This is a genomic window from Ruoffia tabacinasalis (assembly GCF_042652985.1).
In the GTDB taxonomy this organism is placed as follows: domain Bacteria; phylum Bacillota; class Bacilli; order Lactobacillales; family Aerococcaceae; genus Ruoffia; species Ruoffia tabacinasalis.
On sequence record NZ_JBHSHQ010000046.1, the window covers coordinates 15,622 to 28,209 of the forward strand.

12 protein-coding genes are annotated in these 12,588 nt (G+C 38.8%); 4 read left to right on the plus strand and 8 right to left on the minus strand.

The features are described 5' to 3' along the window. A complete protein-coding gene (locus ACFO5Y_RS07755; RefSeq protein WP_138404523.1) occupies positions 1–450 on the minus strand; it encodes an aminoacyl-tRNA deacylase in 450 nt (149 codons plus the stop codon). Between the two features lie 197 nt (positions 451–647). Here ACFO5Y_RS07755 and ade point away from each other — a divergent pair, with 197 nt between their 5' ends. Further along, entirely contained in the window at positions 648–2,387 is a 1,740-nt protein-coding gene (gene ade / locus ACFO5Y_RS07760) for an adenine deaminase (protein WP_197104203.1), read from the plus strand. 306 nt (positions 2,388–2,693) lie between these two features. On the opposite strand, the gene rho is transcribed toward ade, so the two are convergent. From rho to ACFO5Y_RS07775, 3 genes are all read right to left on the minus strand, one after another. Continuing rightward, positions 2,694–3,959 carry a transcription termination factor Rho gene (gene rho / locus ACFO5Y_RS07765; protein ID WP_197104204.1) on the minus strand — a complete coding sequence of 422 codons (1,266 nt, stop codon included), beginning with the start codon at positions 3,957–3,959 and terminating at the stop codon, positions 2,694–2,696. Positions 3,960–4,087: 128 nt separating this feature from the next. Continuing rightward, positions 4,088–5,359 carry a UDP-N-acetylglucosamine 1-carboxyvinyltransferase gene (locus ACFO5Y_RS07770; RefSeq protein ID WP_197104205.1) on the minus strand — a complete coding sequence of 424 codons (1,272 nt, stop codon included), beginning with the start codon at positions 5,357–5,359 and terminating at the stop codon, positions 4,088–4,090. A 10-nt stretch (positions 5,360–5,369) separates the two neighbouring features. Next, a complete protein-coding gene (locus ACFO5Y_RS07775; protein WP_197104206.1) occupies positions 5,370–6,200 on the minus strand; it encodes a hypothetical protein in 831 nt (276 codons plus the stop codon). A gap of 272 nt (positions 6,201–6,472) precedes the next feature. Here ACFO5Y_RS07775 and ACFO5Y_RS07780 point away from each other — a divergent pair, with 272 nt between their 5' ends. The 3 genes from ACFO5Y_RS07780 to ACFO5Y_RS07790 all read left to right on the plus strand — a co-directional run bounded on the left by ACFO5Y_RS07780 (position 6,473) and on the right by ACFO5Y_RS07790 (position 8,277). Beyond that, positions 6,473–7,180: a TraX family protein gene (locus tag ACFO5Y_RS07780; protein ID WP_197104207.1), complete on the plus strand. Its 708-nt coding sequence runs from the start codon at positions 6,473–6,475 to the stop codon at positions 7,178–7,180. A 10-nt stretch (positions 7,181–7,190) separates the two neighbouring features. Then, a complete protein-coding gene (locus ACFO5Y_RS07785; protein WP_197104208.1) occupies positions 7,191–7,778 on the plus strand; it encodes a hypothetical protein in 588 nt (195 codons plus the stop codon). Positions 7,779–8,085: 307 nt separating this feature from the next. Further along, positions 8,086–8,277: a hypothetical protein gene (locus ACFO5Y_RS07790; protein ID WP_197104209.1), complete on the plus strand. Its 192-nt coding sequence runs from the start codon at positions 8,086–8,088 to the stop codon at positions 8,275–8,277. 79 nt (positions 8,278–8,356) lie between these two features. On the opposite strand, the gene fba is transcribed toward ACFO5Y_RS07790, so the two are convergent. The 4 genes from fba to pyrF all read right to left on the minus strand — a co-directional run bounded on the left by fba (position 8,357) and on the right by pyrF (position 12,468). Then, positions 8,357–9,214 carry a class II fructose-1,6-bisphosphate aldolase gene (fba, locus tag ACFO5Y_RS07795; protein WP_197104210.1) on the minus strand — a complete coding sequence of 286 codons (858 nt, stop codon included), beginning with the start codon at positions 9,212–9,214 and terminating at the stop codon, positions 8,357–8,359. Between the two features lie 517 nt (positions 9,215–9,731). Then, complete coding sequence (locus tag ACFO5Y_RS07800) at positions 9,732–11,009, minus strand: MFS transporter (protein WP_197104211.1); 1,278 nt, start codon at positions 11,007–11,009, stop codon at positions 9,732–9,734. A 78-nt stretch (positions 11,010–11,087) separates the two neighbouring features. Continuing rightward, positions 11,088–11,726, minus strand: a complete 639-nt coding sequence (gene pyrE / locus ACFO5Y_RS07805) for an orotate phosphoribosyltransferase (protein WP_197104274.1) — start codon at positions 11,724–11,726, stop codon at positions 11,088–11,090. 25 nt (positions 11,727–11,751) lie between these two features. Next, entirely contained in the window at positions 11,752–12,468 is a 717-nt protein-coding gene (gene pyrF / locus ACFO5Y_RS07810) for an orotidine-5'-phosphate decarboxylase (protein WP_197104212.1), read from the minus strand. Positions 12,469–12,588: the final 120 nt, after the last annotated feature.

Below are 12,588 nucleotides of genomic sequence, written 5' to 3' on the forward strand. Positions count from 1 at the left end.
TTATGCTGTCGCAATATCTGCGAGTTCAAAATTAATTACTGCCACTAGATCTCTTGGGTTTACTTCCACTGAGAAACCGACTTTTCCTCCACTGAATAAAATCAGTTCATACTCCTTCGCCGATTCATCTAGCACGGTCTTAAATTGCTTCTTCATCCCAATGGGTGAGCAACCTCCATGCATGTAGCCAGTGAGTGGAAGTAATTCTTTTTCTTTAATCATATGAATATTTTTTTCGCCAACAGCTTTAGCTGCTTTTTTTAAATTCAATTCTTGCGTTACTGGAACAACGAAGACGTAATGTTCACCCGATTTTCCTTGTGTAACAAGGGTTTTGTAGATGGGCGACTCGACCTTTAATTTGTCTACATCTTCCCATTGATAGCCAGTATACTCGATTTTATTTTGCTCAAGCACACGCATTACATTTGTTTTATCCTTTTTCGCCATTTTATCACCTGTCTTAGGCTTCTTTACAATCTTATTATACCGGAAATGCCAACTACTATAAAATAAGAACAACTTATTCACTTCAGGGAATAACACGAACAATGATATTTATTTTGTGCTTATTATCCGCGTATCATTGAAAGGAAGTCCATCTATTGTCTATTATAGATAAAAGTTATTTTTCAAGGGAGGATTTCATGAATAAAGCATCACTAAAACATTTAATCGACGTGGCAGCAGGGCGAACATCGGCGGATCTCGTCATTAAAAATGCACGAATTGTCGATGTTTATCAAGGGCAATTAATTGAAGGGGATATTGCGATCACAGAAGGTGTCATTGCCGGCATTGGTGGCGATTATGAAGGAAAAGAGGTTCACGACTTATCAGGTAAGATTGTCGCACCTGGATTAATCGAACCGCATATTCATGTCGAATCATCCTATGTGACTCCAGAAGAATTTGCACGGTTATTAGCGATTCATGGGACAACAACGGCCCTCGCAGACCCACATGAAATCGCTAATGTGGCTGGCATGGACGGATTAAGTTACATGATTGACGCATCTCAGAGTGTAGGGATTGATATCCGTTATATGATGCCTTCTTGTGTGCCGGCAACGAATATGGAAAACTCCGGCGCCGTTATTACTGCCCAAGATATGGTTCAACCAATTATTGACGGGCAAGTTGATGGTTTAGCTGAATTTATGAACTTTCCAGGTATTATTAATAATGAGGATAGCGTCATTGACAAAGTGATGGTGGCTCGTGAGCACGGTAAACGTATCGATGGGCATAGCCCGATGGTTACAGGTAAAGATTTGAACGCTTACATTGCTGCTGGGGTGGAAAATGATCATGAATGTACAACGATTGAAGAAATGCATGAGCGCCTAAGTCGCGGTATGTATGTCTTCTTACGTGAAGGGTCTGTGACACAAAACTTGCGCATGCTACTCAAAGGAGTCACTTCTCACAACAGCCGTCGCTGCCTTTTATCTGGTGACGATGTCCAAGCAAAGACACTTTTAGAGTTAGGTCACTTAGATAATTGTTTACGAATTTGTGTTGAAGAAGGTCTGGATCCAATGACTGCTATTCAAATGGCAACAATTAATACCGCTGAAGCCACACGTCTGCGTGACCGTGGAGCGATTGCGCCAGGTCTGCGTGCGGATTTAATTGTATTTGATAGCCTTGAAGACTTCACAGTTCAACGCACTTATGTTGAAGGAGAGTTGGTTGCTAAAGACGGCGAATATTTAGTTCCGATTCAGCGCGCCAATTATGAAGTCGTTGAAGCGAGCGTGAAGTATAAAGATTTTAGCGAAGAGCGTTTAGTCTTACCTTTAGAGTCTGACACTGTCCGTGCCATCGAAGTCGTTGAACAAGAAGTGATTACCAATGAAGCGATTATTCAAGTGGACCGCGATGCTGATGGGAATTTTGTATATAATCCTGACATTCCAGTAGTTAAAATTGCTGTGATTGAGCGCCATCACTTAACTGGCAATGTGAGTGTGGCTCTATTAAAAGATTATGGAATTAAATACGGAGCCATTGCTCAATCGATTGCACATGACAATCATAATGTGGTTGTTGCGGGAACAAATGATTCTGATATGGCTTTTGCTGTGAAAGAATTGGAGCGACTTCAAGGTGGTGTCGTGTTAGTTAAAGACAGTCAAGTAATTGCTGATTTCCCACTTCCAGTGGGCGGCTTGATGAGTGATTTAACAGCCGAAGAAGTGATGGCACAACAAGATGCCATTAATAAAGTTGCACACGAGGAGTTACAGATTTCTCATACTGTTGATCCAATTATGACTTTAAGCTTTATGCCACTTTCTGTAATTCCTGCACTTAAAATTACAGACATGGGCTTGATTGATGTAACAAAATTTGAATTTGTTCCAGTATCAATTTCGGAATAAACTCTTATAGAGACAAGCAACTGCTAACTGGCAGATTGCTTGTTTTTTGCGTTCGAGTTGTTGCCTGGGACTTAAGGGTTGGTATAAAGCGTCACTTTGAATTCCCATAGTATCGCTTTCCGACTAAAAGCGTCACTTTGAGTTTCCATAGTGTCGCTTTTCAACTAGAAGCGTCACTTTGAGTTCTCATAGTATCTCTTTGAGACTAATAGCATCACTTTAAGTTCCCATAGTGACGCTTTTCCCCATTTACCAGTCCAAACAAAAAAGCGACATCATTTTCATGACATCGCCCTTGAATTTCGATTATTTTTGGACTAATTTTTCAATTTGTCCTAAGAATTCTTCGTTAGTATCTGTGTGACGGAGAATTCCGATGAGTTGATCAGTGTATTCAAGAGAATTTCCGACCATCATTTTGCGGAACTTCCAAATCTTGTCTAACTCTTCTTCCGGAATCAGTAATTCTTCTTTACGTGTTCCTGAACGTTGAATATCAATCGCTGGGAAGATACGGCGTTCTGCTAGTTGGCGAGATAGGTGAATTTCCATATTCCCTGTCCCTTTGAATTCTTCATAGATCATATCGTCCATACGGCTACCCGTATCAACTAAAGCTGTCGCCAAAATAGTTAATGAACCGCCGTCTTCAATATTACGCGCTGCTCCAAAAAAGCGTTTTGGGAAGTAGAATGACGCGGGATCTAACCCACCACTTAATGTACGGCCACTTGGTTTAACTACTAAGTTGTAGGCACGAGCAAGGCGTGTGATACTATCCATTAATATAACAACATCTCGGCCATCTTCAACTAAACGCATGGCACGGTCCAAGACTAATTCTGCAATACGAATATGGTTCTCAGGTTTTTGGTCAAACGTTGATGAAACCACTTCACCATTCACGCTACGTTCGATATCTGTTACTTCTTCTGGACGCTCATCGATTAACATCACAATGAGTTCTGCATCAGGATAATTATGCGAAATCCCATTAGCAATGCTTTTTAATGTTGAAGTTTTACCGGCTTTAGGTGGTGAAACAATTAGGCCCCTTTGTCCAAATCCAATCGGTGAGAACACATCTATTAAACGGTTACTGATTGCATTTTGCTTGTACTCTAATTTAATTTGTTCTTCTGGATATAATGGCGTTAAACTTGGGAAGTGATCGCGTTCTTTCGCTTCTTCTGGGTCTTTACCATTCACGGTTGAAATTTGCATCAAACCGTAATAGCGCTCATTTGATTTTGGTGGACGCGCTGGGCCGGCTACTTTATCCCCGTTTCTTAAATCAAAACGGCGAATTTGTGAATTTGAAATATAGATATCTTCTTGACTCGGCGAGTAGTTAATTGGACGAATAAAACCAAACCCATCCCCAGGTAAAATATCTAAAACTCCTTCAACTTGGAAGAAGCCTTGTTTCTCTTCTTGTGTACGCATAATCGCTAAGGCTAATTCTTTTTTACTTAATTCACTATAGTTAGGGATTTTAAGTTCGCGGGCGTAACCATAGAGCTCTTTTACATCTTTATTTAATAATGTTGGCAATGAAAATGCATCTGTCATTTTATCAGTTCCTTTTCTTTACTTGAATGTTTGTGGGGAGTTTGTTTTGTGGGCGAGTGGGGGTGATTTGAATACAAAAATATATTTGGACAGAGTTTAATTGATCTGCCCAAATATAGTCATGTTTATTATTCTTCGACAGTGTCGTCTTCAATCATTTCAATATCGGCACCAATAGCTTTTAATTTACCTACGATGTCAGTATATCCACGTAAGATATTGCTTACACCTGTGATGACTGTCTCGCCATCAGCGATTAAAGCAGCAATTACAAGACATGCACCTGCACGTAAATCACTTGCGCGAACTGGGGCACCTTGGAGTTTTGATGGGCCACTAATGCGGATAATATCGCCATCTACTTTGATATTTGCACCCATACGATTTAATTCTGGAATGTGTTTCACTCGTTGTGGATAAATTGTATCCATAATCGTTCCTTCACCGTAAGCTTTTAAAAGTAATGGTGTGAAAGGTTGTTGTAAGTCAGTCGCAAAACCAGGGTATGGTAATGTTTTAATACTAACCATATTTAAGTTTTCAGATTTCTTGATGTCAATCGAATCTTCACCAATCTCCATCATGGCACCCATTTCGTCTAATTTAGCAATGTAACTTTCGATATGCTCGTAAATAACGTTTGTAACACGGACATTTTCACCCATTGCGACTGCCGCTGTAATGTAAGTACCCGCTTCAATGCGGTCTGGAATGATTGTATGGTTGGTACCATGCATTTCGTCGACACCTTCAATACGGATCACGCTTGTTCCAGCACCACGGATATTTGCTCCCATTTTGTTCAGAAGTGTCACAACATCGATAATTTCTGGCTCACGTGCCGCATTTTCGATGATTGTTTTTCCTTTAGCGCGGACAGAAGCTAGAATCGCGTTGATTGTTGCTCCCACTGAGACAACGTCCATGTAAATTCTTGAACCTTCTAGGCCATTTGGCGTTGATAAAGTAATCACACCAAATTCGTCTTCAACCGTTGCTCCAAGTGAACGGAAAGCTTTAATATGTTGGTCAATTGGACGAGGTCCTAAGAAACATCCTCCAGGTAGTCCGATAACACCTTCACCAAATTTCGATAAAGTTGCTCCCATAAAGTAATAAGATGCACGTAAACTTTGGATTTTTCCTGTTGGCATTGGAATTGACACCATATCTGTTGGGTCAATCATTAGTGTATTATTTTTAAATTCGGTTTTTACATTAAATTCAGCAAGGATTTCAAGTAATGAGTGAACATCTTGAATATCTGGCACGCCTTCAAGTACAACTGGTGAATCAGCGATAATTGCGGCTGGTATTAGTGCCACCGTACTGTTTTTTGCTCCGTTAATTGTAATTTCGCCGTTTAGAGGTTTTCCTCCACGAATAACTAATTTTTTCATGTTTCGCTCCTTAATTCGTTCTGTCTTGTATATTATTTTTAATTGCTTTATTTATTTCGTTCAAAATCGCCCATTGGCGCTTGTCATCTAGTCCAGCAAGTATTAGTGCTTCCTGAAGGAGACGATGAATTTGTTTCACGTTCATCCCCGTACGACGTTCAACTAGTTCATCACTGACATAAATTACTTCGTGAGCCACGATATTTCGGACATATTTTTCAATATGTCTTAAAGAAATGGCTTTCGCTCTCACTTCGTCATTTCTACTATGATCGTCAATGAGTTTTAATAAATGACTCGAACTTACATAATGCTTATAATTGAAGCGGTCGCCGTAATATTTTGTAAAGGTCTCAGCCACTTTATTCGCTTCTTCCTCCACTTTTGCTTGCTTCCATTGTAAACCACGATAAACCGGCTTTCCTTCAACGGTTTCCTTGACAATTGGTTGGATATATTGACTTAATTCCGGCATAAAATCTTCTTCGATAATTAAGCGCAGTAAATCAACCAACAACGGACTGAGTGCACGAAAATAATCCATATATTCAGATCGTTCAAATTGAACATTCATATAATGTGCATAGCTATACACTCGGCGTTCTAGGTATGTGGGCTTGAGTAAATATTGGCGGTCTACTTGGGGAGCTAGTTGCTCAATTTCTCGAATATTTACATCTAGAAAAGCTTGAGCAAGCTGAATTGAGTGAGTAAGGTAGGAATCGTTCAATGCAGTATTCTCTTTTATATAAGATAATAACGGTCGATATTGATTATATTCCAACATATGATCAATCAACGTCATTTGAGTGTTACTTATGATTGGGGAAGGTTGTATCACGGATTCATTCTCCTTAAATTTTATATAGTAGAAGTATATCACAACGCTTCTAATAAATTAACATTCTTGTTTTATGATTCTAACATAAGCCCGGAATCCTTCAAAGAAAGGACTACTATATCCATGTTTTTCTTGTTAAAATATGTATAATTCCTCTAATTGAACATTAGAGTGTTAAAAATATTTTCTATACAGTACCATAACTTAATTACTGTTATGTAAACATTGTATTTCAAAATGAAGGATTTGACTCAGAAAGGATACTTTATCATATGGAAGCTTTAAATAAGCCTCAGAATACGTTTATAAATAGTGCGACCATCAAAATCATTGCGATGGCTTCGATGTTAATTGATCACTTAGGTGCTTTCGTGCTCCTACCCTGGTTGCAAGCGGGGAATGGTCAAGCTAATTTCGAAATATGGAACTCCGTGTACACCGCAAGTCGGGCAGTCGGTCGGCTCGCTTTTCCGTTATTCTGTTTTTTAATTGTCGAAGGCTTTCAGCATACAAGGGATGTGAAAAAGTATTTAAAACGTCTCGGTATCTTTGCGCTAATTTCTGAAATTCCTTTTGACTTAGCGAGATCGCATACATTCTTTGATTTTTCTGGACAGAATGTGATGTTCACCTTATTTAGTGGGCTGTTTGCTATTTGGTGTATAGAAAAATTTGAGCAACCCATTTACCGCTTTGTGGGAGTTGTGCTCTCCTTAGCATTTGTCTTCATCTTGGACACAGATTATTCTACTTTAGGCGTATCCGTTATTATTATTCTGTATGTCCTACGGGATTTTCGGTTATTCCAATCCCTTTTTGGTGCTTTTGCATTTATCGGCAGTTGGTTTGCGATGCCTGCTTTCATTATTACCTATTTTTACAATGGTTTAAAAGGAAATCTCAGCTCCAAAGCATTCTACTGGTTCTATCCAGTTCATCTATTACTTTATGCACTGATAGCATATTTATTATTATCTTAGGAGGAAAAATATGAAAATAAATTATCCTATTAATGGTACAGAAGAAGAAATCAAAGAAGTTGAAAAAATTTACAAAGATTACCCTGAATTACCTTACATCTCACCAGAACGTAATCTAAAAAAATGGTTCCGTGATTTAGACTTAACAAGCGAAACGCGTGTCCCCTTGCGCAGTATGCAACGTACTGAAGAAGGCTTATTACCGGGAGATATCATCTTAATTTGGCGAATTTCTTTAAGGACATTCACAAACGAATCAGTGATGCCGAAATACTTTGAATATGATTACGGCATTAACGCTCACCAATCTTTAAAAGACTTAATCGAACACGGTTATGTGGTTCAAGAGTCGCCTTATGAATCAATGGATCACGTCACAGCCACTTTGTTGAAAAGCTTATTAAAAATGAAAAATGTTAAAGGCTATTCAAAATTAAATAAAACAGGCTTAATGGAAGAAATCAAAAAGCATTATTCCAATGAAGAATTAGATGAATACTTCGATGTTCGCGGCATGCGTTTAACTGATTCTGGTAAAAAAGCTTTAGAAAACAATCAATTTGTGATTGATAAACATCCAACAAAACCAGGTTATTAAAAAAGTTTTAGTGTTAGCGAGAGAAATCTTGCTGGCACTATTTTTTAGGTAGTTTTTTGGTGTACTTGAGCCAAATGGCAAAGTTATTTGGCTTGAGTTAGACCAACTAGAGACAAACCACATAACCATTTGGCTTGAGTTAGACCAACTAGAGACAAACCGCATCACCATTTGGCTTGAGTTAGACCAACTAGAGACAAACCGCATCACCATTTGGCTTGAGTTAGACCAACTAGAGACAAACCGCATCACCATTTGGCTTGAGTTAGACCAACTAGAGACAAACTGCATCACCATTTGGCTTGAGTTGGACCAACTAGAGACAAACCACATCACCATTTGGCTTGAGTTAGACCAACTAAAGACGAACCGCATCACCATTTGGCTTGAGTTGCCCGAACTTGAGACAAACCGCATAACCATTTGGCTTGAGTTGGATCAACTAGAGACAAACAGCATCACCATTTGGCTTGAGTTGCAATTTATTCTCTATCTATAAATTATCAGATAGAAAAACCCGTTCCAACCAAGATGAATCTCGGTTCGAACGGGTTTAATTTAGTATTGGGAATGAATTATTAAGCTTTGTTTGAAGATCCAAACATATCCATTGTTTCTTTAGTTGTCGCAATAATTGCATCTTTACCAGGTGCGATTACTTTACGTGGATCATAAACTTTATCATCCGTGTTTAATTTTTCACGAACAGCTTTCGTCCATTGTTGTTGCAATTCAGTGTTAACGTTAATCTTAGCATGTCCAAAGCCAATTGCTTTTTTAACTTGGTGCTCTGGAATTCCTGATCCACCATGTAATACTAATGGAGTACCTGTAGCTTCAGAGATTTCTTCCATCTCTTTGAAACCTAATTGAGGCTCACCATCGTAAGTTCCGTGAACTGATCCTAAAGCAGCTGCTAATGCATCAACTTTAGCTTCTTGAACGATACGTACACATTCAGCTAAATCAGCATAAGCAACTCCACCGATAACTCCGTCTTCTTCTCCACCAACAGTTCCAACTTCACCTTCAACTGAAGCTCCGTGCTCGTGAGCATAGTCAACAACTTGTTTTGTCATCGCAATATTGTCATCGATTGGGTGATGAGATCCGTCAATCATTACCGATGAGAAACCAGCGTCAATTGCGTCTTTACATGTGTCAAATGAAGATCCGTGGTCTAAGTGTAGAGCAACTGGTACTGTAATGTCCATTGTTTCCATTAAAGCGTTAACCATTGCTGCAACAACTTTAGTTCCACCCATATATTTAGCTGCACCTTCTGATACACCTAAGATAATTGGTGAGTTGTTTTCTTTTGCAGCTGTTAATACAGCTTGAGTCCACTCAAGGTTGTTAATGTTGAATTGCCCTACAGCGTACCCTTCTTCTTTTGCTTTGTTTAACATATCTGTCATACTTACTAAACGAGTCATACTTAAAATTCCCCCTATAATGTTATTTTATACGTTTATTATACTCCAAAAACCGCGCTATTGCTAGTAAATAAGCAGATTGGCGCTATGGCTTGATTTGTAGGCATTTTAATTGAACTTTTTTCACTTATTCATTTAAGGGGTTAAATTTGATTAGAGATTATTTTGTCATTTTTGATGATTTGATAATATAAAATACTGGCGGTTGGTTTTATTTTCACTAAATATTAAAAAAAGTGCTTAGCTTATGACAGAGTGTTAGTAGAGGTACAGTAGTATCAGGACGACGGGTCGCACATGATACCGTTGGAGCGTAGCGACTTACAGAATCAGTAGATCAGCGAGACGGAAGCTCAATCACAATATAACGCCGAAGTGATTAGCTAGAGTCGTGCCACTACGGTCACCGAAATTAACACTCTGGAATAAGCGGGATTACCATTATATTCTTTTCAATATTAGTTCCCAAAAACTTAAAAAGAACCTAGCTTTTCAACTAGATTCCTTTAATAAATTTTTATGCTTCAGCTAAGCGTTTGTTGTTTTTAACTGTTGACGTACTTGTGTCAATATCCACTTTATTGTCCAATGTTTTATAATTATTAGCCTTCAATTGAGGTAATGTAATCATGAAACCGAAACTGATAATGTACAGCCCCGCTAAGAAAAGCATTACTAAAGGTACACCTGACATATCTAAGATGTAACCAATGATGACTGATGAGAATCCCCCAACAGCACGTCCCACATTCAAGATTGTGTTATTCGCAATCGCACTGATTTTGTAAGAGTATAAGCGTGTAATAACCGCTCCGTAACCTGCGAACATCCCGTTCACAAAGAATCCAACGATAGCTCCACCGATTAAGATTGATGTTGAGCTATTAGCAAAAGTGAATAAATATACTGCCACAGCAGAACTTATTAAGAAGATTCCGTAAGCTAAGCGTGGGCCAATGCGGTCTAAGATTTGCCCGAAGACAAACATTCCGATACACATACCGATGATTGTTGCGATCATCCAAGTTGAAGAACCACTGACACTGACGCCAATATTTTGTTGCATCATTGTTGGTAACCAGTTCATCATACCGAAGTAACCGGCGATTTGAACAGTTGTCATAACCATTAAAACGATTGTTTGATACGATGTTTTTCGGTCTTTGAATAAATCTTTAATGCTACCTTGTGCTGATTCATTATCTTCATCTGAATAACTTTCAATATGTAATTCTTCTTCCTTAACTGTACGACTCACCCAAACTACGATTAAAATTGGAAGTAAACCGAATAGGAATAGTCCGCGCCACCCGAATATTGGAGCAATCAATCCTGCAAGTAGGGCTGAAGAAATGGAACCGATTTGGCCAACAATTCCGTTTAATGAACTGATGCGTCCCATTTTTTCACTTGGCACGATTCCGGCCATGATTGAGATCGCCACACCATATTCACCCCCAACACCAATCCCGGCAATAAAGCGCATTGCGTATAAGTAATAGATATTATTTGTAAAGAAGATTAACCCTGTGGCAATTGAAAAGATTAAAATTGTCCATTTAAAAACTTTTAGTTTGCTGTAACGGTCTGCTAAGATTCCAAATAAAATTCCTCCGAACAACATACCGAAGTTTGTAATAGTCGCAATCCACCCTGCTTGTGCTCCTGAGATACCTAATTGAGAAATGATTGTAGACATCGAAAAGGCTAGGAACATAACGTTTAAATCATCGGTTCCTGACGCGACAATGGCTGATAATAAAGCGTTACGTTGTGATTTGTTTAAGTTTTTCATTTTGTATAATCTCCTTTAATGAATGCTCTCGGCATTCTTTATTAAAATTGTTATAGATGACTATAGGGACAGAGTTTTCTATGCTTCAAATTGTTTTGACCATTTTGCTGGATCTTGATACCACTCGACTAACGTGTCATAGTAGGCTTTTAATTTCGGATCGCTGACAGCATATTCTACTAGTTCGCGGTAGTTTGTTAATGTTTCAAGTGAGAATTCAACTTCACTAAATGCTTTTTGTCCGCTTTCTAACATATAGTTAAAGATTGCGGCGCAACCGATAACTTCACCTCCAGCCTGCTCTACTTTTGAAGCGGCATCCAATACACTTCCACCTGTACTAATTAAATCTTCGACCATGACAACTTTGCTGCCTGGTTTAAGGTAGCCTTCGATGGCATTTTCCTTTCCATGGTCTTTCGCACTTGATCTGACGTAAATCATTGGTAGGTTTAAGAGATTAGCAACAAAGGCCGCATGCGGAATACCGGCAGTGGCAGTTCCGGCGACGACTTCAACGTCTTCAAATTGAGTTTTAATTAAATCTGCTAAAGCTTGTTCGATAAAGTCACGTGTTTCTGGGAAACTCATGATTAAACGATTGTCACAATAAATTGGAGCTTTGAGTCCACTTGCCCAAGTGTAAGGTTGGTCTGGTTTTAAGTTTACGGCTTCAATCGCGAGTAATTTTTCTGCTACTTGTTCTGATACTGACATATTCAAATGATTCATTCCCCTTCAATTATTTTAATTCAGCTTGCCATTCTTTCAAGATATATCGATAGGCTTCTACTGGGTCAGTTGCTTGCGTGATGGGTCTTCCTACAACGATGTAGTCACTACCGTTTTTGGCTGCATCTCTAGGTGTCATAATCCGTGTTTGGTCGTCGTTTAATTTTGAAGTCAGACGAATGCCAGGTGTGATAGTTAGAAATTGGTTTGATGTTGCTTCTTTGATGATTGAAGCTTCTAATGGCGAGCAAACAACGCCATCTAAGCCTGCATTTTGTGTGAGTGTCGCATAATTTTGGACACTGTCTTGAATGGGTCCTAAGATTTGTTGTTCCTCATTCATTTGAGTTTGCGAAGTTGAGGTGAGTTGTGTCACTGCGATTAGTAAGGGTTTGTGGTTATTCACTGCTCCTTCTTCTAGGCCTTCTTTGGCTGCTTGCATCATCTTTACTCCGCCACTGGCATGCACATTTACCATATCGACCCCACTTTGAGCGAGTACTTTCATAGCACTTTTGACGGTGTTTGGAATGTCATGTAATTTTAAATCAAGGAACACGCTATGCTCTTCTTCTTTTAAATATTGCACAAAATCCATCCCAGTTTTGTAAAATAGTTCCATACCGACTTTTAAATTTAAAGATTCATTTTTAAATAGATTTAGCAAAGCGATGGCTGCCTCTTTAGTGGCGAAATCTAGCGCAATGATTGGTTTTTGTTTATCCATTATCTCACCTTTCATTCATTATTTTTAATCGAGAGTACAAAAAAACGACCGATAACAGATCATGTTACCGGTCGTTTACGACGTGAAAGAGTGCATAACGATAGTGTTCCCCTTACATTG

Bases quoted from the DNA above. Each gene is read 5' to 3' on its own strand.
- ACFO5Y_RS07785 (WP_197104208.1), top strand. From the start codon at position 7,191: ATGAAAATAAATTATCCTATTAATGGTACAGAAGAAGAAATCAAAGAA.
- ACFO5Y_RS07770 (WP_197104205.1), bottom strand. From the start codon at position 5,359: ATGAAAAAATTAGTTATTCGTGGAGGAAAACCTCTAAACGGCGAAATT.
- fba (WP_197104210.1), bottom strand. From the start codon at position 9,214: ATGACTCGTTTAGTAAGTATGACAGATATGTTAAACAAAGCAAAAGAA.
- ade (WP_197104203.1), top strand. From the start codon at position 648: ATGAATAAAGCATCACTAAAACATTTAATCGACGTGGCAGCAGGGCGA.
- ACFO5Y_RS07755 (WP_138404523.1), bottom strand. From the start codon at position 450: ATGGCGAAAAAGGATAAAACAAATGTAATGCGTGTGCTTGAGCAAAAT.
- rho (WP_197104204.1), bottom strand. From the start codon at position 3,959: ATGACAGATGCATTTTCATTGCCAACATTATTAAATAAAGATGTAAAA.
- pyrE (WP_197104274.1), bottom strand. From the start codon at position 11,726: ATGTCAGTATCAGAACAAGTAGCAGAAAAATTACTCGCGATTGAAGCC.
- ACFO5Y_RS07800 (WP_197104211.1), bottom strand. From the start codon at position 11,009: ATGAAAAACTTAAACAAATCACAACGTAACGCTTTATTATCAGCCATT.
- pyrF (WP_197104212.1), bottom strand. From the start codon at position 12,468: ATGGATAAACAAAAACCAATCATTGCGCTAGATTTCGCCACTAAAGAG.
- ACFO5Y_RS07780 (WP_197104207.1), top strand. From the start codon at position 6,473: ATGGAAGCTTTAAATAAGCCTCAGAATACGTTTATAAATAGTGCGACC.